Annotated in this window: 16 protein-coding genes; 10 read left to right on the top strand and 6 right to left on the bottom strand. The window is 70.6% G+C overall.

Annotated features, from left to right (window positions below; all coding sequences use genetic code 11):
- Window positions 1-165: 165 nt before the first annotated feature.
- On the bottom strand, window positions 166-1734 hold the full coding sequence (locus ACZ6KY_RS32830; protein ID WP_469313897.1) for a purple acid phosphatase family protein: 1569 nt from the start codon (window positions 1732-1734) through the stop codon (window positions 166-168).
- 174 nt (window positions 1735-1908) lie between these two features.
- Between ACZ6KY_RS32830 and ACZ6KY_RS32825 the strand changes: the two genes are divergently transcribed.
- The 3 genes from ACZ6KY_RS32825 to ACZ6KY_RS32815 all read left to right on the top strand — a co-directional run bounded on the left by ACZ6KY_RS32825 (window position 1909) and on the right by ACZ6KY_RS32815 (window position 4929).
- On the top strand, window positions 1909-2952 hold the full coding sequence (locus ACZ6KY_RS32825; protein ID WP_469313894.1) for a 3-isopropylmalate dehydrogenase: 1044 nt from the start codon (window positions 1909-1911) through the stop codon (window positions 2950-2952).
- A 287-nt stretch (window positions 2953-3239) separates the two neighbouring features.
- A complete protein-coding gene (locus ACZ6KY_RS32820; RefSeq protein ID WP_469313893.1) occupies window positions 3240-4328 on the top strand; it encodes a branched-chain amino acid aminotransferase in 1089 nt (362 codons plus the stop codon).
- 391 nt (window positions 4329-4719) lie between these two features.
- Complete coding sequence (locus ACZ6KY_RS32815) at window positions 4720-4929, top strand: hypothetical protein (protein WP_469313892.1); 210 nt, start codon at window positions 4720-4722, stop codon at window positions 4927-4929.
- On the opposite strand, the gene ACZ6KY_RS32810 is transcribed toward ACZ6KY_RS32815, so the two are convergent.
- Complete coding sequence (locus ACZ6KY_RS32810; RefSeq protein WP_469313891.1) at window positions 4876-6309, bottom strand: cytosine permease; 1434 nt, start codon at window positions 6307-6309, stop codon at window positions 4876-4878. The genes ACZ6KY_RS32815 and ACZ6KY_RS32810 overlap by 54 nt on opposite strands.
- Before the next feature lie 164 nt (window positions 6310-6473).
- Here ACZ6KY_RS32810 and ureA point away from each other — a divergent pair, with 164 nt between their 5' ends.
- The 5 genes from ureA to cimA all read left to right on the top strand — a co-directional run bounded on the left by ureA (window position 6474) and on the right by cimA (window position 12602).
- Window positions 6474-7190, top strand: a complete 717-nt coding sequence (gene ureA / locus ACZ6KY_RS32805; protein ID WP_469313890.1) for an urease subunit gamma — start codon at window positions 6474-6476, stop codon at window positions 7188-7190.
- Window positions 7187-8863 (top strand): urease subunit alpha, encoded by a 1677-nt coding sequence (locus ACZ6KY_RS32800; RefSeq protein ID WP_469313889.1) that lies wholly within the window; start codon window positions 7187-7189, stop codon window positions 8861-8863. The genes ureA and ACZ6KY_RS32800 overlap by 4 nt, the downstream gene beginning before the upstream one ends.
- A gap of 25 nt (window positions 8864-8888) precedes the next feature.
- The gene (locus ACZ6KY_RS32795; protein ID WP_469313888.1) at window positions 8889-9926 is read left to right on the top strand and encodes an agmatine deiminase family protein; all 1038 of its coding nucleotides are present in this window, start codon (window positions 8889-8891) and stop codon (window positions 9924-9926) included.
- 15 nt (window positions 9927-9941) lie between these two features.
- Window positions 9942-10532, top strand: coding sequence for a TetR/AcrR family transcriptional regulator (locus ACZ6KY_RS32790; RefSeq protein ID WP_469313887.1), 591 nt, complete (start codon window positions 9942-9944; stop codon window positions 10530-10532).
- A 465-nt stretch (window positions 10533-10997) separates the two neighbouring features.
- Entirely contained in the window at window positions 10998-12602 is a 1605-nt protein-coding gene (gene cimA, locus ACZ6KY_RS32785; protein WP_469313886.1) for a citramalate synthase, read from the top strand.
- A 7-nt stretch (window positions 12603-12609) separates the two neighbouring features.
- On the opposite strand, the gene ACZ6KY_RS32780 is transcribed toward cimA, so the two are convergent.
- Together ACZ6KY_RS32780 and ACZ6KY_RS32775 are read right to left on the bottom strand one after the other, a co-directional pair.
- Entirely contained in the window at window positions 12610-13098 is a 489-nt protein-coding gene (locus ACZ6KY_RS32780; RefSeq protein ID WP_469313885.1) for a hypothetical protein, read from the bottom strand.
- 38 nt (window positions 13099-13136) lie between these two features.
- Window positions 13137-15011 (bottom strand): lectin, encoded by a 1875-nt coding sequence (locus ACZ6KY_RS32775; protein WP_469313884.1) that lies wholly within the window; start codon window positions 15009-15011, stop codon window positions 13137-13139.
- Window positions 15012-15314: 303 nt separating this feature from the next.
- Between ACZ6KY_RS32775 and ACZ6KY_RS32770 the strand changes: the two genes are divergently transcribed.
- Window positions 15315-18356: a glycoside hydrolase family 3 protein gene (locus ACZ6KY_RS32770; RefSeq protein ID WP_469313883.1), complete on the top strand. Its 3042-nt coding sequence runs from the start codon at window positions 15315-15317 to the stop codon at window positions 18354-18356.
- 70 nt (window positions 18357-18426) lie between these two features.
- On the opposite strand, the gene ACZ6KY_RS32765 is transcribed toward ACZ6KY_RS32770, so the two are convergent.
- On the bottom strand, window positions 18427-18687 hold the full coding sequence (locus ACZ6KY_RS32765; RefSeq protein ID WP_469313882.1) for a hypothetical protein: 261 nt from the start codon (window positions 18685-18687) through the stop codon (window positions 18427-18429).
- 209 nt (window positions 18688-18896) lie between these two features.
- Here ACZ6KY_RS32765 and ACZ6KY_RS32760 point away from each other — a divergent pair, with 209 nt between their 5' ends.
- Window positions 18897-20249 carry a hypothetical protein gene (locus ACZ6KY_RS32760; RefSeq protein ID WP_469313881.1) on the top strand — a complete coding sequence of 451 codons (1353 nt, stop codon included), beginning with the start codon at window positions 18897-18899 and terminating at the stop codon, window positions 20247-20249.
- 24 nt (window positions 20250-20273) lie between these two features.
- Here ACZ6KY_RS32760 and ACZ6KY_RS32755 read toward each other — a convergent pair whose 3' ends face one another.
- Complete coding sequence (locus ACZ6KY_RS32755; protein WP_469313880.1) at window positions 20274-20765, bottom strand: N-acetyltransferase; 492 nt, start codon at window positions 20763-20765, stop codon at window positions 20274-20276.
- Between the last annotated feature and the right edge of the window lie 45 nt (window positions 20766-20810).

Below are 20810 nucleotides of genomic sequence, written 5' to 3'. Positions count from 1 at the left end.
CACCCCCTCATGCCAGGAGCCCCCCAAACGGAAGGAAAAGGGGGGGAGAGGAGGACAGGGAAACCCACCCCCCCGTGAGAGGGGGGATCAATCGGGGGGGGGGGGGGCGCGGGCCCCCCCCCCCCCCCCCACCTCGTCGACCCGCTGATCGCCCCGCGCCCGGCATCAGGTTCCGCGCCGCACCTCGAAGTGGTCGATGCGCTCGCCGCTCTGGGCCAGCGCCGACACCTTGAGCCTGGGTGAGGGACCGGCCTCCGCCTCCACCGAGAGGAAGGAGAAGCCGGTGTACCGCACCCGCGACCACTCCACGGTGTCCGCCTTCTGCTGCTTCGACTTCGTCCAGTGGAAGGTCTCCACGGACTCGCGCCGCGTGACCTTGCCCTCGTAGCTGTCCTTCACCCCGGTGGGGAAGCTGTAGAGGCTCTTGCCCGCGCCGCCCGCCGTGACGTAGACGATCCCGTCCCTGGTCGGATCGGTCGTGGCGCCCACCGGCACCTGCTTGCCCACCTTGCCGCCCTTGATGGCGTCCGTGCGCTCGTACACGTGGTTGTGTCCGTTGATCACCAGGTCCACCTGGTGCTTGGCGAACAGCGGCACCCAGGCGTCGCGCACACCGCCGTCGGAGGCGTGCGTCGACGTCGAGTAGGCGCAGTGGTGGAAGAAGACGACCACGAAGTCGACCTGCTTCCGCAGCTCCCCGAGACGTCTGTCGAGCCAGGCCGTCTGCCTGCCGCCCGAGTAGCCCTTGTTGGCGGGGATCTCGTACGACACGTCGTTGGCGTCCAGCGCGACGATGCCGACGTTGCCGTAGACGAAGGAGTAGACGCCCGGCGCGTGCCGGGAGTCGAAGCCGTTGCCGGGGAGCGTCCAGCGCGCGGACTGGCCGCCGTAGCCGTTCGGCGAGTACCAGGCCTCCATGTCGTGGTTGCCGGTCGTCACCATCCACGGCACCGACTTCGCCACCGTCTCGGTCTGCTTGAGGAACAGATCCCAGGCGGCCGGGTCGTAGATGTCCGAGGTCTGGCCGAGTCCGACGCCGTCCGCGTAGCAGATGTCGCCCGCGTGCAGATGGAAGGCCGGGCCGCGGCCGAGGAGCACGTGGTCGTTGGTGAGCGCGTCGGGGGTGACGCCCTGGTCCCCGAAGGCGGTGAACACGAACGTCCCGGGGTGCGCGGGCGCCGTGCGGAAGTGGCCGATCGTGGAGTGCCGCTCCTTGCTCGCCGGGTCGAAGCCCTCGTGGCCGACGCCGTAGTAGTACGTCGTCCCGGGGCGCAGCCCGTCGAGCGCCGCGTGCAGGTAGTACTGGTCCAGGGCCGCCCGCTGCCCGGCGAGGCCCGGGGTGTGCAGGGCGCGGACCTCGGCCTCGATCCTGTGGGTCAGCGCCCAGGGCGTCGGGCCCACCCGGATGTACGGCTTCCTGACCGCGAACGGCACCTGCCAGGAGATCCGCATCTGGGTCTTCGGGTCCGCGCCGAAGGCGAGGTGGCGGCCGAACGGCGCGACGGCGGAGCCGGGTACCCGGCTGGTGGCCGGGTACGGCGAGGAGCCGGCCGTCCGCGGGGAGGGGGCCCTGGTGCCCGAGGCGCAGCCGGCCAGCAGCCCGCCGCCCGCGAACGCGCTCGCCGCCACGAGCGCGCGGCGCCGGGTGAGCTTCGTCCTCAGGTACTCGTACTGCTCCGCCATGCTCATGTCGCGTGCGAGCTCGTGCGGGATGCCGGCGTCGGGGACGGGCAGCTCGGGGGAAGTCCCCGTGGAGGGAGCGGTCATGTCTGGAAAGTTCCCAGCCTGCGCCAACGGCGTTCCTACGTACGGGTGAACGTGTGTCGAAGGGTAGACGTGCCGCGACACCGGCTGTCCGTATGGCGGACATCGCGTGTCATTCCATGGGACAAGGAGTACGGTGCCGTCATGTCTCGCAGCATCGATCTCGCAGTGATCCCCGGTGACGGCATCGGCCAGGAAGTCGTGGCCCAGGGGCTCAAAGTCCTCTCCGCCGCCCTTCCGCAGGACGTGAAGCTGGAGACCAAGGAGTTCGACTTCGGCGCCCGGCGCTACCACGCCACCGGTGAGACCCTCACCGACGCCGACCTCGACGCCCTGAAGGGGCACGACGCCATCCTGCTCGGCGCGATCGGCGACCCCTCGGTCCCGTCCGGTGTCCTGGAGCGCGGCTTCCTGCTCAAGCTCCGCTTCGCCTTCGACCACCACGTCAACCTGCGTCCGTCGAAGCTCCTGCCCGGCGTCGAGACCCCGCTCGCCGGCCAGCCGGAGATCGACTTCGTCGTGGTCCGCGAGGGCACCGAGGGCCCGTACACCGGCAACGGCGGCACCATCCGCAAGGGCACCCCGCACGAGATCGCCACCGAGGTCTCCGTCAACACGGCGTTCGGTGTCGAGCGGGTCGTCCGTGACGCGTTCGCCCGTGCGCAGGCCCGTCCGCGCAAGAAGCTGACGCTGGTCCACAAGAACAACGTGCTGACCTTCGCGGGTCACCTCTGGACCAATGTCTTCAACAAGGTGGCCGAGGAGTTCCCCGAGGTCACCACCGACTACCTCCACGTGGACGCGGCGACGATCTTCCTCGTCACGCAGCCCGAGCGCTTCGACGTGATCGTCACCGACAACCTCTTCGGCGACATCATCACCGACCTCGCCGCGGCCGTCTCCGGCGGCATCGGCGTCGCCGCCTCCGGCAACATCAACCCGAGCGGCGAGTTCCCCTCGATGTTCGAGCCCGTGCACGGCTCGGCGCCCGACATCGCGGGCCAGGGCAAGGCCGACCCCAGCGCCACCGTCCTGTCCGTCGCCCTGCTGCTGCGCCACCTCGGCTACGAGGCCGAGGCCGCCCGCATCGAGGACGCCGTCTCCGTCGATCTCGCCGAGCGGGTCGGCAAGCCCGCCCGCAGCACCGAGGAAATCGGCGACGCGCTGGCCGCGCGAGTAGCCGGCTGACCCGCCGCTCCGCCTACGTTCCGTAGCAGCCGCCGGGTCGCATCCGCACCCGGCGGCTTTCGCTGTGCCCTCGCCGGGTGCCACCATCGACCTCTGAGCCATCCCTGGGTCATCCCTGGGTCATCCCTGGGCCGTATTCACACCGTTTCGTCCACGGTCCTCCGCGCGCGATAATCGAGGGCGGAGCCGCGGAATGAGGGAATGCTCGGACGTCCTGACACTGGCCACTGGCAGTTCGGGCGTGAGCGCGGCCCGTCACATACAACCGGTGAAGGACAAAACCACTCATGACGCAGCCCACGATCGAGCTCAAGCCGTCCGCCAGTCCGCTCTCCGCCGCCGAGCGCGAGGCGATTCTGGTCAACCCCGGGTTCGGCCGCCACTTCACCGATCACATGGTGACCATCAAGTGGACCGAGGGCCGCGGCTGGCACGACGGCCAGCTCGTTCCGTACGGACCGCTCTCCCTCGACCCGGCGAACATGACCCTGCACTACGCGCAGGAGATCTTCGAGGGCCTCAAGGCCTACCGCGGGCCCGACGGCTCGGTCGCCACCTTCCGCCCCGACAAGAACGCCAAGCGCTTCCAGGCCTCCGCCCGCCGGCTCGGCATGCCGGAGCTGCCGGTGGAGACCTTCATCGAGGCCTGTGACGCACTGGTCCGCCAGGACCGGGACTGGGTTCCCTCGCACGGTGGCGAGGAATCCCTGTACCTGCGCCCCTTCATGATCGCGACCGAGGTCGGCCTCGGTGTGAAGCCCGCCAACGAGTACCTCTTCCTCGTCATCGCCTCGCCCGCCGGCGCCTACTTCGCCGGCGGTGTGAAGCCGGTGTCGATCTGGCTCTCCGAGGACCGCGTCCGCGCCGTTCCCGGCGGCATGGGCGACGCGAAGACGGGCGGCAACTACGCCGCCTCGCTCCTCGCCCAGAAGGAGGCCGCCGCCAAGGGCTGCGACCAGGTCTGCTACCTCGACGCGGTCGAGCACCAGTGGATCGAGGAACTCGGCGGCATGAACCTGTACTTCGTGTACGGCGACAGGATCGTCACCCCGTCCCTCACCGGCTCCATCCTGGAGGGCGTCACCCGCGACTCCCTGCTGACCGTCGCCCGCGACCTCGGCTACACCGCAGAGGAGAGCCGCGTCTCCATCGACCAGTGGCAGACCGACGCCGAGAACGGCACCCTGACCGAGGTCTTCGCCTGCGGCACCGCCGCCGTCATCACCCCCGTCGGCAACGTCAAGCGGGCCGGCACCGAGTGGCACCAGTCCGGCGGCGAGCCCGGCAAGGTCACCCTCCGTCTCCGCGAGGCCCTGCTCGACATCCAGCGAGGCATCACCGAGGACAAGCACGGCTGGATGCACCCGCTGGGCTAGGCACCACATCACTCCCGTCGGTCCCCGTCGCCCCAACAGGGTTACGGGGACCGGCTGTTCGTACGGCGCGCAGAGTGAACGGCCTCGTGGTCGTGCCACGCCCGCCGCGTTCCAGGGCCCGGCGAAGTGACCGGGCAGGCCGCCGTGGTCCTTGATTCCGACGGTGTTGTCGACCACCTCGCCGGTCGGCCGGCGGTGGATGAGCCGCATGTGCTCTGAGCCTTCTGCCGCCATGGGCTCAGCGGAGCACGGGCGGGTCTTGAGAGGTGAGGTGCTCACCTCACCTCACCTCACCTCGACTCGCCTCGGCTGCCCGGGGTTCGTACGAGGTGCCGTCGCGAAGCACCGCGAAGACGGCGTCGGCTCGTCGTCTCGCAAGGCAGGGGAGGGCATGGGTATGGTGCTTGCCCTGGCTGATCGCGGACGGGACGGCGGAGGCGGCCGGGAGAAGGTCTTCGCGCCCCATCTCATCCAGGCCCGCGATCCGGAGCTGGTGGGGCGGCCGTTCTTCCCCGCTCACGACGAGCGCGCCACCTGGTTCAGCGGCCTAGAGCCTGCTTTCGGCGCGAGCCGGCTCCTGCCCGGACTCGACGCCGTGTGACGCCCCCTTCGGGCTGAGCGCCAGGTAGACGATGCCGCCGACCAGGCCGGACAGGACGAAGCTGCAGTCCACCCCGCCGGTCAGGGACAGCAGCGGACCCTCGTACGACGGCAGGGACACGGCCAGCAGACCGACGAAGGCGCCCAGGGCCCAGGCCGCCACGGCGCGGAGGTTCCAGCCGGCCTTGTACCAGTAGACGCCGCCGCGGGAACGGCGGTTGAAGACCTGGAGGGCGTCGGGGTCGTAGACACCGCGGCAGCGGACGAAGCCGATCAGCGTGATGACCGCCCACGGGGTGCCGATCGCGGTCAGCAGCAGGACGAAGGACGTCATCGCGGACTGGGCGTTCCAGGCGTAGTGGCCGACGAACACGCACAGCATGGCGACGACGGCGACCGCGCAGGTGGCGCGGGCGCGCGAGGCGCGGGGCAGGATCGCGTCGAGGTCGAGGCCCATCGAGTAGAGCATCAGACCGGCGTTGCCCACCGAGCCCGCGGAGGCGGCCAGCAGCAGCGGGACCAGGTACCAGCCGGGGGACGCGGACACCAGAGGGCCCGCGTAGTCGAGGGCAGCCCGGGCACCGTACGCCGTGAAGGTGCCGAAGAGCTGGGGGACCAGCAGACCGGCGATCAGGCCGAGCCAGGTGCCGTGCAGGACCGTACGGGAGGAGTGGCGCCCGGGCGAGATGTAGCGGGTGTAGTCGCCGAGCAGCGTGATGAACGCGATCGGGCCCGACAGGCCGGCCGCGACCGCCGCGAGCAGCCAGGTGGGCCAGAACGAGCCGAGCAGATAGCCGCCGGTCTCCGGGATCGCCGCGGTGGTGAAGTGCGGGGCGTACGCGAACACGCCGACCACCAGCAGGGCCGTCATGCCGATCGCGAGGGCGCGGGACATGGCGAGCAGCACGCGGTAGCCGTAGACGGCGCCCGCGACGGTGGCGGCGGCCAGCAGCGCGTACACGACGGCGTACGCCAGGCCGTTCGCCTCCAGGCCGAAGAGGCGGCCGAGGACGCCCACCATCACGTCGCCGCCGATCCACACGGTCAGCGCGGTGTAGCCGAGCGCGAGCAGCAGGCCGACGACCGAGCCGACCAGCCGACCGCGTACGCCGAACTGCGCGCCGGAGGAGGTGGAGAGGTTGGTGCCGGTCCGCAGCGAGACCAGGGCCAGCGGCGCGGTGAGCGCCGTCCCGACGACCGTGCCTGCCACGATCGAGCTCACGGAGGACCACCAGTCGAGCCCGAACGAGGGCGGCAGCCAGCCGAAGATGATCACCCCGAGGCAGAGGTTGGAACCGAGCAGGATCGACACCAGGTCGCGGGGTCCGCTGGTGCGTTCCTCGTCGGGGATGGTGTCGACTCCGCGCTGTTCGATCGGCATGGCTGGTCTCCTTTGACGGCCGCCTGGAGTGGTGCGGGAAGCACCAAGAGTTAGAGCGACGTTCAATGTGGCGTCTCCGATGCTCGCCCGTCAATGTTTCCCTTCCATGAATCCGACGTTTAGAGTGACGCTCTAACTTGAGGAAGGCGAGGAGGTGTCGTGGCGTGAGACTGACCCCCACGGAACGTGACCGACTGCTGCTGTTCTCGGCCGCCGAGCTGGCCCGGGCCCGCAAGGCACGCGGACTGCGGCTCAACGTGCCGGAGGCCACCGCGCTGATCGCGGACACCGTCTGCGAGGCCGCCCGCGACGGCAGGCGGCTGGCCGAGGCCATCGAGGCGGCCCGGTCCGTCCTCGGCCCCGGCGACGTGCTGCCCGGCGTCGCGGACGTCGTCACCGAGGTGCACGTCGAGGCCGTCTTCGACGACGGCTCCCGGCTCGCGGTCGTCTCCGACCCCATCGGCGGCGGACTCGGCGACCTGGCCCCCGGCGCGCTGCTGCCGGCGCCCGCGCACACCGAGCCCCCGGCGGTCCTGCGGCTCACGGTCACCAACACCGCGAGCGTGCCGGTCTCCGTCACCTCCCACTTCCACTTCTTCGAGGCCAACCCGCGGCTCGCCTTCGACCGGGCGGCCGTCTACGGGATGCGGCTCGCCGTGCCCGCTGGGTCCTCCGTCCGCTTCGGCCCCGGCGAGAGCGCCGAGGTCGGCTTCGTGCCGATCGGCGGCGAGCGGATCGCGATCGGCTTCGCCGGTCTGGTCGACGGCCCGCTGGACGCGCCCGGAGCGAAGGAGGAGGCCCTGCGCAGGGCCGCCGCCTGCGGATACCTCGGAGTCGAGGGTGCCGGCGGGCACCCCGGAGCCGAAGGAGCCGGCCGATGAGCGTCGATCCCTACGCCTACGCCGCCACCCACGGCCCCCGGGCCGGCGACCGGGTCCGGCTCGGCGACTCGGGGCTCGTCATCCGCGTCGAGTCGGATGCCCAGCTCCCCGGCGACGAGTTCCTCGCCGGATTCGGCAAGACCGCGCGCGACGGGCTGCACCTCAAGGCCGCCGCCGTCCGGGACACCTGCGACGTCGTCATCAGCAACGTGGTGGTGATCGACGCCGTCCAGGGCGTCCGGAAGGTGTCCATCGGCATCCGAGAGGGCCGGATCTGCTCGATCGGGCGGGCCGGCAACCCCGACACCCTCGACGGCGTCGACGTCGTGGTCGGCACCGGCACGTCCATCGTCTCCGGCGAGGGACTCATCGCCACCGCCGGAGCCGTCGACACGCACGTCCATCTGCTCTCGCCGCGCATCATGGAGGCCTCGCTCGCCTCCGGCGTCACCACGATCATCGGCCAGGAGTTCGGGCCGGTGTGGGGTGTCGGCGTCAACTCGCCCTGGGCGCTGCGCCACGCCTTCGGCGCCTTCGACGCCTGGCCGGTCAACATCGGCTTCCTGGGCCGGGGTTCGTCCTCCGACAGCGCGCCGCTGATCGAGGCGCTCGCCGAGGGCGGGGCGAGCGGCTTCAAGGTCCACGAGGACATGGGCGCCCACACCCGGGCCCTGGACACCGCCCTGCGGGTCGCCGAGGAACACGACGTCCAAGTCGCCCTGCACAGCGACGGGTTGAATGAATGCCTGTCGGTCGAGGACACCCTCAGGGTGCTCGAAGGGCGCACCATCCACGCCTTCCACATCGAGGGCTGCGGCGGCGGCCACGTCCCGAACGTACTGAAGATGGCGGGCGTCCCGAACGTCATCGGCTCCTCCACCAACCCGACCCTGCCCTTCGGCCGGGACGCGGTCGCCGAGCACTACGGCATGATCGTCTCCGTCCACGACCTGAAGACCGACCTGCCCGGCGACGCGGCCATGGCCCGTGACCGCATCCGCGCCGGGACCATGGGCGCCGAGGACGTGCTGCACGACCTGGGCGCCATCGGGATCACCTCCTCGGACGCGCAGGGCATGGGCCGCGCCGGCGAGACCGTGCGCCGCACCTTCGCCATGGCCGGGAAGATGAAGGCCCAGTTCGGCGCGCCCGAGGACCACGACAACGAACGCGTCCTGCGCTACATGGCCAAACTGACCATCAACCCGGCCATCGCGCACGGCCTCGCCCACGAGGTCGGCTCCATCGAGACCGGCAAGCTCGCCGACATCGTGCTCTGGCGCCCCGAGTACTTCGGCGCCAAGCCGCAGCTCGTCCTGAAGTCCGGCTTCCCGGCCTACGGTGTCGTCGGCGACCCCAACGCCGCCACCGACACCTGTGAACCCCTGGTCCTCGGGCCGCAGTTCGGGGCGCACGGCGCGACGCCCGCCGAGATCTCGGTGGCCTTCGTCGCGCAGGCGGCGCTCGACCAGGGCAGCGACCTCATGCCGACCCGCCGTCGCCGCGTGGCGGTTCGCGGCACCCGTGGCATCGGTCCCGCCGACCTGCGCCTCAACTCCCGTACCGGAGCGGTCGATGTGGACCAGCGCACCGGCCTGGTCACCCTCGACGGCGACCCGCTGCGCTCCGAACCCGCCGACTCGGTCTCCCTCAACCGCCTGTATTTCCTGTAATCGACACAGCTTGTAAGGATCGCCCATGTCTGCTGCCGCCGACGGTTTCCGTATGCCCGCCGAGTGGACCCCGCACGAGCGCACCTGGATGGCGTGGCCGGGCCCCAACCCCACCTTCGACAACCCGGACGACCTCGCGGAGTCGCGCGCGGCCTGGGCGGCCGTGGCCCGCGCGGTCCGCCGCTTCGAACCGGTCACCGTGGTGTGCGGTCCGGGCCAGTCCGCCCCGGCCGCCGAACTCCTCGGCCCCGGCGTCGACACCGTCGAGCGTGAACTCGACGACGCCTGGATGCGTGACATCGGCCCCACCTTCCTCACCAACGGGCACGGCGAACTCGCGGCCGTGAACTGGACGTTCAACGGCTGGGGCGCCCAGGAATGGGCCCGCTGGGAGCACGACTCCAAGATCGGCGCCGAGGTCGCGGACCTGGCGGGCGCGAAGACGTACGCCTCACGGCTGGTCAACGAGGGCGGCGCGATACACGTCGACGGCGAGGGCACCGTGCTGCTCACCGAGACCGTGCAGCTCGGCCCCGAGCGCAACCCCGGCTGGACCCGCGAGCAGGTCGAGGCGGAGATCCACGCGCAGCTCGGCACCGAGAAGGCGATCTGGCTGCCGCGCGGTCTGACCGGCGACTACCCCCCGTACGGCTTCGGCACGCTCGGCCACGTCGACATCGTCGCCGCCTTCGCCCGGCCCGGTGTGGTCGTCGCGCACTCCCAGCAGGACCCCGCGCACCCCGATTACGAGGTGAGCCGCGAGGTCATCGGGCTGCTCAGGGCGGGGACCGACGCGCGCGGACGTCGTATCGAGGTCGTCGAGGTACCGGCCCCGACCGTCCTGGAGGCCGACGGCCACTGGGCCGACTACTCCTACATCAACCACTACCTGTGCAACGACGGTGTCGTCCTGTGCGGCTTCGACGACCCGCGCGACGAGACCGCGGCGGGCATCTTCCGCCGGCTCTTCCCCGAGCGGACCGTGACGCTGGTGGACGCACGTACGATCTTCGCGGGTGGCGGTGGCATTCACTGCATCACCCAGCAGCAGCCGAAGGCCTGAAAACGGGAGTCACGGATGGCCGGTGCGCGGAGGAACGCGCCACCGCGCGAGGAGGTCCTCGCCGTCGCCATGGAGATGATCGCCGAGCGCGGTCTGGAGCAGCTCACCATGGCGGCGCTCGGCCGTGAGGTCGGCATGAGCAGCGGCCACCTCCTCTACTACTTCCGCTCCAAGGACGAGCTGCTGCTGCGCACCCTGGAGTGGAGCGAGGGCCGCCTCGGCGCCGAGCGCGGCCGGCTGCTCGCCGCGCGCGGAACCGCCCGCGAACGCCTGGACGCCTACGTCGACCTGTACGTCCCCGACGGCCACCGGGACCCGCACTGGACCCTCTGGCTCGAGGTCTGGAACCACTCCCAGAACGCGGACGACGACGCCCGCGAACGGCAGGTCGCCATCGAGGGCGCCTGGCACCGGGACCTCGTCGCGCTGCTCGCCGAGGGCGTCTCGCGCGGCGAGTTCCGCGCCGTCGACCCGGACCGCTTCGGTGCCCGGCTGCGCGCCCTGCTCGACGGCTTCTCGATCCACGTGGCCATCGGCCTGCGCGGCACCGGCCGTGACCAAGTCCTCTCCCACGTAAGGGAGTTCCTCGACGAGTCGCTGGGCTGAACGGCGTTCGCGGACGGTCGGCCGCAGGGGGCGACCGCCCTGCCGGGCGCGGTGACCCGGAACGGCCGAACCGTCGTCCTCGCCTCCACCGCCGAGGATCTGGTGCCCGGCGGCACCAACGGTGTCGCCGACGTGTTCGTCGTACGCCCGCGCCGACCTTGTAGCCCAGTGCTCGCATCCTGAGACACCCTGTGATCACGGGGGTGGTATGTGCCAGACTGCCCCCGTGCTCTCGTTCGCCACGATTATTGGCAGCAGGCGCGCCGGTCCGCAGTGACCGCCACGTACGACCAGGTACGGGCGGACACCGTCGTTCTCGACCCGCGCGCAGACCTCTCGCACCCGCGAGGGGTTTTTCGCGTTTCTGGCCCACCTTCAGCCGGGAACGCAGCGCGAGGGATCATTGGGGGACGGTGGAGCCGGTCATTCCGGTAGACCGAGATTCAATACAGGAGCCTTGAGACCATGACGGAAACCAGCGAGCTCGACGACGCGTTCCACGTCTTCGACACGACGCTGCGCGACGGCGCGCAGCGCGAGGGCATCAGCCTCACCGTGGCGGACAAGCTGGCCATCACGCGGCACCTGGACGACTTCGGGGTGGGTTTCATCGAGGGCGGCTGGCCCGGTGCCAACCCCCGCGACACCGAGTTCTTCGCCCGCGCCCAGCAGGAGATCGACTTCAAGCACGCCCAGCTCGTGGCCTTCGGAGCGACCCGCCGGGCCGGCGCCAAGGCCTCGGAGGACCCCCAGGTCAAGGCACTCCTGGACTCGGGGGCCCCGGTGATCACCCTGGTCGCCAAGTCCCACGACCGGCATGTCGAGCTGGCGCTGCGCACCACGCTGGAGGAGAACCTGGAGATGGTCCGCGACACCGTCTCCCACCTGGTCGCCCAGGGCCGCCGGGTCTTCGTCGACTGCGAGCACTTCTTCGACGGCTACCGCGCGAACCCCGAGTACGCGAAGTCCGTGGTGCGGGCCGCGCACGAGGCCGGCGCCTCCGTCGTGGTCCTGTGCGACACCAACGGCGGCATGCTCCCGGCACAGATCCAGGCCGTGGTCGCCACCGTCCTCGCGGACACCGGCGCCCGGCTCGGCATCCACGCCCAGGACGACACGGGCTGCGCCGTCGCCAACACCCTGGCGGCCGTCGACGCGGGCGCCACCCACGTCCAGTGCACCGCCAACGGCTACGGCGAGCGCGTCGGCAACTCCAACCTGTTCCCCGTCGTCGCCGCCCTGGAACTGAAGTACGGCAAGAAGGTCCTCCCCGAGGGCAGGCTCCGCGAGATGACGCGGATCTCGCACGCCATCGCCGAGGTCGTGAACCTGACCCCCTCCACCCACCAGCCGTACGTGGGAGTGTCGGCGTTCGCCCACAAGGCGGGCCTGCACGCCTCCGCGATCAAGGTCGACCCGGACCTGTACCAGCACATCGACCCCGAACAGGTCGGCAACACCATGCGGATGCTGGTCTCCGACATGGCGGGCCGCGCCTCCATCGAGCTCAAGGGCAAGGAACTGGGCGTCGACATCAGCGACGACCGCGAACTGGTCGGCCGGGTCGTCGAGCGGGTCAAGGAGCGCGAGCTCAAGGGCTACACGTACGAGGCGGCCGACGCGAGCTTCGAACTCCTGTTGCGCGCCGAGGCCGAGGGCAAGGCGCGCTCGTACTTCGAGGTCGAGTCCTGGCGGGCCATCGTCGAGGACCGCCCCGACGGCAGCCACGCCAACGAGGCCACGGTCAAGCTCTTCGCCAAGGGCGAGCGCATCGTCGCCACCGCGGAGGGCAACGGCCCGGTCAACGCCCTCGACCGCGCCCTGCGGGTGGCCCTGGAGACGCTCTACCCCCAGCTCGCCAAGCTGGAGCTGGTCGACTACAAGGTCCGCATCCTGGAGGGCAAGCACGGCACGTCCTCCACCACCCGCGTCCTCATCTCCACGTCCGACGGCACGGGGGAGTGGTCCACGGTGGGCGTGGCGGAGAACGTCATCGCCGCGTCCTGGCAGGCCCTGGAGGACGCGTACACCTACGGGCTGCTGCGCGCGGGCGTCGAGCCGGCCGCGTAGGTCCGCCTCAACAGGAGTCCTCGGCGAGCTTCTCGAACTCGCCGAGGCTCATCGCCCGGCCGTCGGCCCACACCTGGCCGGGCTTCAGCGTGGCGAGGTCCGCCGCGCGGAAGGTGACGGTGCCGGTGTACTCGTAGTTGAACTCGGCTTTCCCGAAGCCGAGTTCGTACGTGTAGTCCGGCACCAGCCGCTGCTGTCCCGTGGTACGGGCCCGCCACGCGGACGGCGGTGAGAAGAGCGGGAACTCGGCGTCGGTGCCGTGCCGATCGCCCGGCACCTTCCAGCCCGAACGGTTCCGGTCGGAGTCCGTATCGGCCGGAGCCCCGACGAGCGAAGGCCCCTGGATCAGGTCGTCACCGCACGGCCGCAGGACCGCCCGCGGTGCCCCTTCCATATCCAGGCGCACCGCGGCCAGCGGCAGCAATTCCGCCCCGCACCCGCCGAGCAGCAGACACCCGGCCACCGCACCCGCGACCGCCACCACGACACGTTTCATGTCCCGCCCCGTCCGTCGAGGGCGGGACACGACCCGCCCTACTGCAAGTGCCACTTCTGGTTGGCGGCCCCCGTGCACGACCAGATCTGCGCCCGCGCGCCGTTCGCCGACGAGTTGTCCGTGACGTCCAGGCACTTGCCGGCCGCCGTATTCACCACATCACCGGTGGCGGAGTTGTACGACCACTGCTGTGCGGCGGTTCCATTGCAGTCGTACAACTGCACCTTCGCGCCGTCGGCCGTCGACCCCGACGTGACGTCGAGGCACTTGCCGAGCGAGCGCACCGATCCGTCGGTCTGGACCGTCCAGGACTGCGCGGTGGATCCGTTGCAGTCGTAGAGCTGCACCGCCGTGCCGTTGGCGCTCGAACCGCCCGCCACATCAAGGCACTTGCCGGCCAGACCGACGAACGCCCCCGACTGACCGCCGCCGCCCGACTGCGTCCCGGACCAGGTGAACGTCGCCGAGGTCTTGCCCGGCAGCGAATAAGTCGCGTGCTGGCCACCCCAGTTGATGGTGACCGACTTGGCGGCCGAACCGTCGTTGTAGGCGATCAGCGCCTTCGATCCGTCCGGGTTGCGCCAGGCGACGTTCGGGACGGCGGAGGACGCCGTGGAGGCGATCCGCTGCGCCCCGGGCCGGACGAACTTCGTCAGATGCCCCATCGTGTAGTACTCGACCGTGTAGTCGACGGTCCCGCTCGCCCCGTCCCCGTTGTGCACGGTGATCAGCCCGGTGCAGGTGCTGCAACCCCCGTTGTGCGGGCCCTTGTTCTGGTCCACGGCGAGCGACCACTTGGTCACCGACTTCGCCCAGTTGCGGGTGTAGTCGACGATGTTGAGCATGTCCTCGCGCTGCTGGTTGGCGATCCAGGTGCCGCCGGAGTGCTCGGTCCCGAAGGCGTCGAGGCCCGGGTACTGGTCGTGCACGCTCGTCTGCTTGGTGACGTCACCGCCGTACCCGTGCCAGGCGATCCCGCCGAAGTTGGGGTTCGAGCGGACCGCCGCGTCGTCGACGGTCTGCGCGGCGTAGGAGTCGTACACGTCCCAGTTCCAGTCGTGCGCCAGCACCTTCGTCGACAGACCGGACGCGTTGAGCTTCGGCAGCAGCTCGCTCTTCGTGAAGTAGGCGAGGCCCGAGGCGTTCCAGCTCATCGACGGATAGCCGGAGCAGCACGTCGGCTCGTTCTGGGCGGTCACGTACGACACGGGAACGCCCTGATCCTTGTACGCCTGAAGGTACTTGACGAAGTACGAGGCGTACGCGCCGTAGTCCTCCGCCTTCAGCCAGCCGCCGTTCAGCGAGCCGCTGTCCTTCATCCAGGCCGGTGCCGTCCACGGCGAGGCCATCACCGTCAGGGAGGGATTGAGCTGGAGCGCCTGCTTGGTGAGCGGTACCACGTCGGCCAGGTCGTGCGCGATGGAGAACTGCGCCAGGTTCGGGTCGCTCTGCCCGGCCGGCACGTCGTCGTAGGTGTAGCCGTAGCGCGCGAGGTCCGAGGCGCCCATCGGGTTGCGCAGGAAGGACAGCCCGATCCCGTCCGTGGGCGAGAACAGCTTGCGCATCGTCGCGTCACGGGTGCTCTGCGACAGCGCGCCGCTGCTGTTCATCAGCCAGGCCGCGGTGTCGGTGAAGGAGGCGCCCCCGCCGGTGAAGGTCTGGTACCGGGTGTTCTCGTCGACGGTGATGTTCTCGCCGCTGCCGCCGCTGCCCGACTGGAAGGCGAACGGCGCCTGGGCCTGGAGCCCGCGCACGACATGGCGTCCGCCGTCGTCGTCCGTCGTCGTCAGATAGGCGGTGACCTGTTCGCCCGCGGCGTGCGCGGGCGCGGCCGCCGTGAATCCCGCGGTGGCGATCAGCCCCGCGACGATCAGCCGGACCGCCCGGGTGGATCTTCTGGTGGATCTCCTCATGGAGCGCCGCCCTTCTGGAGGTGGGGGGAGAGGCGTGCGAGGCGTGAGTAAATGACGGCTTCGGAGCCGCGTCAAGGGGGTGCGCGTTCACAATCCGAAGGAACAACCGCCCTGATCCGGCCGTGACTTGAGTGTGTACCGGTTCCGACGTGAAGCCTTGACGGGTTGCCGGGACGTCAGTTAACTCACGCCGTGATCTAAGTCGTAAGAAGAGTGAGTGATCGCGAGAGGCACGTCGTCAGGAAGCACGTCGACAGAAGAAGCACGTCGTCAGAAGAACGTGAGAGTCGAGAGGGGACCCCATTGACCGGGCTCGATCGGAACTCCGTACGAAGAACCGCTCTGCTGGCCGGTGCCGCACTGATCACCGGACTGCTTCCGCTCGCTTCGGCGGGAACGGCGGCGGCCGATGATCCGGCGCCCGTCCCCGTCGACCGCTTCGAGGGCGAGGTGCCCTTCGCGAGTCAGCCCGCCGACGGCATCTTCACCTGGGGCGGCGACAGCGACGATCCGCCGAAACTCGCCCTGACCGCGCGATCCGACGCGCCCGAGGGTGCCAAAGTCCTCACCGGCGACTACGACATCAGCGGATACGGCGGTTTCACCCACGACTTCGCCGCCGGCCAGCCGGCCCACGACTGGTCCGCGCACAAGGGCATCCGCTTCTGGTGGGACGGCCACGACAACGCCAAGAAGATCGCCTTCGAGATCAAGGACGGCGGCGCCAACGGCGAGGCCTCCGAGCTGTGGACGACCTCCTTCACCGATGACTTCACCGGCTGGAAACAGATCGAGATCCCGTTCACCGACTTCACCTATCGCACGGACTACCAGCCCGTCGGCGGTATCGACCAGGTCCTCGGCCTGACGCAGATGTGGGGGTACGCCGTCACCCTCCCGGTCGGCGTCCAGGGGCAGTTCGCCATGGACGACGTCGAGTTGTACGGCAAGGCCGACCAGTCCCTGCGGGCCTCCGTCACCACCGACGCCGCCGTGTACCCGGTACGGGAGGGCTCCGCCGCCACCGTGCGGGTCTCCGTCGCCACCACCGGCTCCGCCCCGATCGACGAGCCCGTGACCGTCGGATACGAGAGCGCGGGCGGCACCGCCGAACCGGGCAAGGACTACACCCAGGTCAAGGGCGAGATCACCTTCCCGGCGGGCACGACGTCCGGTGCGAGCCGCACCATCAAGGTCCCGACCCTGCGCGACCGGTCCGCCGAGGCGGCCGAGACGATCCCCCTCAAGCTCACGGTGACCGGCGCCAAGGCCCCGGCCGAGACCCCGCAGGTCGTCATCGACGCCCACGGACTCCCGTACCTGGACCCGAAACTGCCCGTGAGGAAGCGGGTCGCCGACCTCGTCTCCCGGATGTCCCTGGAGGAGAAGGCCGGACAGATGACCCAGGCCGAGCGCGGCGCGATCGGCGCGGGCGGCGACATCGCCTCCTACGACCTCGGGTCGCTGCTCTCCGGCGGCGGCTCCACGCCGACCCCCAACACCCCTGAGGCCTGGGCGAAGATGGTCGACGGCTACCAACTCCGGGCGCAGGCGACCCGGTTCCAGATCCCGCTGATCTACGGCGTGGACGCGGTGCACGGCCACAACAACCTCGCCGGCGCGACGATCATGCCCCACAACATCGGCATCGGCGCCACCCGCGATCCCCGACTGGCCGAGAGGACAGGCGCGGTGACGGCCTCCGAGGTCCGCGCCACCGGCATCCCCTGGGACTTCGCCCCCTGCCTGTGCGTGTCCCGCGACGAACGCTGGGGCCGCTCCTACGAGTCCTTCGGCGAGGACCCGGCGCTCGTCCAGTCCATGGAGACGATCGTCCAGGGACTCCAAGGCGCCCGCGACGGCAAGGACTTGAAGGACGACGACAAGGTCCTCGCCACCGCCAAGCACTTCGTCGGTGACGGCGGCACCGGGTACGGCACGTCCACGACAGGCTCGTACACCCTCGACCAGGGCGTCACCACGGTCACCCGGCAGCAGTTGGAGGCCGTGCACCTGGCCCCGTTCCAGACGGCCGTCGACCGCGGTATCGGCTCGGTCATGCCGTCCTACTCCTCGCTCGACATCATCGGCGACGGCCAGGGCCCGGTGAAGATGCACGCCCGCGCCGACATGATCAACGGCGTGCTCAAGGGCCGGATGGGCTTCGACGGCTTCGTCATCAGCGACTGGAACGCCATCGACCAGCTCCCCGGCGACTACGCCTCGCACGTCCGCACGTCGGTCAACGCGGGCGTCGACATGATGATGGTGCCGTACTCGTACAAGGACTTCCGGGCGACGCTCATGGACGAGGCGAACGCCGGTCGTATCAGCGAGCGGCGGATCGACGACGCCGTGTCGCGCATCCTCACCAAGAAGTTCGAACTGGGCCTCTTCGAGAAGCCGTACGCGGACACGAGCGGCGCCTCGAGGATCGGCTCGGCCGCGCACCGGGCCGTGGCCCGCCAGGCGGCGGCCGAGTCCCAGGTCCTGCTGAAGAACGCGGACGGCGTACTGCCGCTGAAGAAGTCGCAGAAGGTGTACGTCGCCGGTTCGAACGCCGATGACCTCGGCAACCAGACCGGCGGCTGGACCCTCACCTGGCAGGGCTCGTCCGGCACCAACACCAAGGGCACGACGATCCTCCAGGGCATGCGCGACGCCGGCGGTGACGTCACCTACTCCAAGGACGCCTCGGCGCCGACCGGCGGCTACGACGTCGGTGTGGTCGTCGTCGGCGAGACCCCGTACGCGGAGGGCGTCGGCGATGTAGGCAACGGCAACGACCTGGAGCTGACCGCCGCGGACAAGGCAGCCGTCGACAAGGTGTGCGCGGCCATGAAGTGCGCGGTGCTGATCGTCTCGGGCCGCCCGCAGCTCATCGGCGACCGGCTCGGCGCCGTCGACGCCCTCGTCGCCTCCTGGCTGCCGGGCACCGAGGGCGACGGTGTCGCGGACGTCCTCTACGGAAAGCGCGGCTTCACCGGGCAGCTCCCGGTCACCTGGCCGAAGTCGGAGGCCCAGCTCCCGATCAACGTCGGTGACACCTCCTACGACCCGCAGTTCCCGTACGGATGGGGTCTCACGACGCTCACGAACGTACCGGGCGGCGGCACCGCCACCCTCCGGACGCTCGCCCTGGTGGCGTCGGCGGCGGAGCGGTCCGGCGCCGACGAGATCGCCCGAACGGCCGTGGCGAAGGCCCGTCTGCTCGTCCAGCGGAAGATCGGCTCGTCGATCACCGCGGCGAACGCGGGACCCTTCGCGGCCGCGGACCATCTCCTGCTGACCGGTCACTACGCGGAGGCGGTGGCGAAGCTGACGGAGGCGTACCGAGCGGGGTGAGGAAACGCGTGGAGGGCCGGCCGGGGCTGAACCTCAGCCCCGGCCGGCCCGTGTTCCGGTCCGTGACTTCTTACGGTGCAGTCGGTGTGGTCGCCGCCGTCGTCGCGGCGCTCCGGAGTTCCTTGGCCAGCTTGCGGGCCTGCAGCGCCTTGACCACGACGTACACGCGGAACACGCTGACCAGGAGCATCACGACACCGAGGAGCGCGGCGAAGGCCGACCCGTCCCGCGCCGCGCCATAGAAGAGAGCGCCGCTGAAGGGGAAGCCGACGACGATGAGCAGCGGCTCGCGAACCCAGAACGGGAGAACGCGGAGGATGAGTCCGACCATCCGGTTACTTCATCAGGTCCATGCCAGAAATTGCTGTGACGGAGGCCACAGTTCCGGCAGACGGAATCAGATCGTTGCGGGGCGTCGGCCCGATGCCGCGCGCCATCACGGGCGGGCTCGGCGCCGAGGAGTTCGGCCGGGCCCGGGCAGCGCCGGGACGCCACCCTCCCGATGTCCAGTTTTGCTCTGGTTCGGGTAGCTTCAAAGGCATGAGGGCCGCACGCACCCGAGGACTTCCAGGCCTGTTGGTCGCACTGACACTCGCGGCCCTGGCGATGGTGTGGTTCCCGGCGCCCCCGGCGCACGCGGCCACCGACGTCTCCACCGTGGCGGCGGCCCTCCGCAAGGGCCCTGTCTATGTGGACCCGGCCGCCTCCGCCCAGCTCTCCTCGTCGGAGGCCGACGCCCTCGCCGCCAAGATCAAGAAGGCGGACAAGCCGGTCTTCGTCGCCGTGCTCCCCGCGAACTACCCCACCCAGAACCTCTTCCAGAACCTGCGCACCGCCACCGGTATCACCGGCCTCTACGCGATCAGGCTCGGCGACCGCTTCGACGCCCGCGCCGACTCCTCGGTGATGTCCCGCTCGGCCGTGCAGAACCTCGTCACCAGCGTCCAGGGCGTGTCGGACGCGAACACCCAGCTGAACGAGTTCACCGACCGCGCGCTCGCCAACATCCACGGTTCGGCCCCCGCGAGCTGGGGCGGCGGCTCGAACGGCACGGGTGTCCCGGCGGGAGCGCTGATCGCGGTCGGCGCGGTGGCCGTCGTCGGCGGCGCGGGCGCCTACACGGTCGTGCGCCGCAACCGGCGCCGCAAGGAGGACGAACAGCGGGCGGCGCTCGACCGGCTCCGCGTGGTCGTGGACGAGGACATCACCGCCTTCGGCGAGGAACTGGACCGGCTCGACTTCCACCCCGCGGAGGCGGGCGCCGACGACGCGATGCGCGCGGACTACGAACGCGCGCTGGACGCCTACGAACAGGCGAAGTCCTTCATGGCCAAGGCCCAGCGCCCCGAGGACGTACGCGCCGTCACCCAGTCCCTGGAGGAGGGCCGCTTCTCCCTCGCCGTGCTCGCCGCGCGCCGCGAGGGCCGCCCGGTCCCCGCACGCCGGGCGCCCTGCTTCTTCGACCCCCGGCACGGTCCGTCCGTCGCCGACGCGGCCTGGACACCCGCCGGGGGCGCGCCCCGCGAGGTCCCGGTCTGCAAGGCGGACTGGATCCGCCTCGTCGGCGGCGAGGACCCGGCGGTCCGCGAGGTCGAGACGGACCACGGCCGCCGCCCGTACTGGGACGCGGGCCCGGCGTACGGCCCCTGGGCGGGCGGCTACTTCGGCGGCGGCGTGCTGCCGGGCCTCCTCGTCGGGACCGTGCTCGGCAGCATGATGGCCAGCCCCGGGTACGGGGCCGCCTACGGCACCGGTTACGGCGACTTCGGCGGCGGTTACGGCGGCGGAGACGTCTCCGGTGCCGACTTCGACCCCGGCGACTTCGGCGGCGGCTTCGGGGACGGCGGGGGAGGCGACTTCGGAGGGGGCGGGGACTTCGGCGGCGGTTTCTGAGACCGGCGGGTCCGGGCGTCCGGTCTACGCCTCCGGCAGCGCCAGCCAGTCCTGCCAGGACAGGTCGCGTCCGATGAACCGCGGCCGCCGGAAGGGCCAGTCCCCGGCGATCCACCGGGGCACGAGCAGATCCAGGTCCCGCTCCAGCGCGGTGCCGACCCGCTCGTCGACCACCCACCACGAGATCTCCGCGTCGGCGCCCGCCCTCTCCGGCGGGTCGATGTAGACACAGCCGTACTCGGTGGTGCCGGTGGCGTCGAACAGCACGTAGTTGAAGGACCGGTGGGAGGCGATCTCCGCCTCGTGCCGCTCCAGATCCCTCAGATTCGCCTCGTACGTCATCGTCTCCGCGGGCCAGCCCCACGCCTCTCCGAAGATCGACCACAGCCGCTCCCGCGACCCCATGACGGCCGGATGGTCGACGGCGGCGTCCGCGCCGGTGATCGGACGCAGATGGCATCCGCCCGGCACCTCGACGCGCGCGGGATGGACGAAGTCAGGGGGCAGCCAGCTCATGTCCGGAGGCTAACCACCGGGCCGCGGCAGCGCACCGGATTTACC

It is taken from the genome of Streptomyces sp. NPDC042002, assembly GCF_055588305.1.
This window is presented reverse-complemented; position numbering and strand designations above follow the sequence as displayed.

Excerpts from the sequence above, each read along its gene's own strand:
- ACZ6KY_RS32825 (WP_469313894.1), top strand. The coding sequence starts at position 1,909 with ATGTCTCGCAGCATCGATCTCGCAGTGATCCCCGGTGACGGCATCGGC.
- ACZ6KY_RS32820 (WP_469313893.1), top strand. The coding sequence starts at position 3,240 with ATGACGCAGCCCACGATCGAGCTCAAGCCGTCCGCCAGTCCGCTCTCC.
- ACZ6KY_RS32815 (WP_469313892.1), top strand. The coding sequence starts at position 4,720 with ATGGGTATGGTGCTTGCCCTGGCTGATCGCGGACGGGACGGCGGAGGC.
- ACZ6KY_RS32810 (WP_469313891.1), bottom strand. The coding sequence starts at position 6,309 with ATGCCGATCGAACAGCGCGGAGTCGACACCATCCCCGACGAGGAACGC.
- ACZ6KY_RS32800 (WP_469313889.1), top strand. The coding sequence starts at position 7,187 with ATGAGCGTCGATCCCTACGCCTACGCCGCCACCCACGGCCCCCGGGCC.
- ACZ6KY_RS32795 (WP_469313888.1), top strand. The coding sequence starts at position 8,889 with ATGTCTGCTGCCGCCGACGGTTTCCGTATGCCCGCCGAGTGGACCCCG.
- ACZ6KY_RS32790 (WP_469313887.1), top strand. The coding sequence starts at position 9,942 with ATGGCCGGTGCGCGGAGGAACGCGCCACCGCGCGAGGAGGTCCTCGCC.
- cimA (WP_469313886.1), top strand. The coding sequence starts at position 10,998 with ATGACGGAAACCAGCGAGCTCGACGACGCGTTCCACGTCTTCGACACG.
- ACZ6KY_RS32780 (WP_469313885.1), bottom strand. The coding sequence starts at position 13,098 with ATGAAACGTGTCGTGGTGGCGGTCGCGGGTGCGGTGGCCGGGTGTCTG.
- ACZ6KY_RS32775 (WP_469313884.1), bottom strand. The coding sequence starts at position 15,011 with ATGAGGAGATCCACCAGAAGATCCACCCGGGCGGTCCGGCTGATCGTC.
- ACZ6KY_RS32765 (WP_469313882.1), bottom strand. The coding sequence starts at position 18,687 with ATGGTCGGACTCATCCTCCGCGTTCTCCCGTTCTGGGTTCGCGAGCCG.
- ACZ6KY_RS32760 (WP_469313881.1), top strand. The coding sequence starts at position 18,897 with ATGAGGGCCGCACGCACCCGAGGACTTCCAGGCCTGTTGGTCGCACTG.
- ACZ6KY_RS32755 (WP_469313880.1), bottom strand. The coding sequence starts at position 20,765 with ATGAGCTGGCTGCCCCCTGACTTCGTCCATCCCGCGCGCGTCGAGGTG.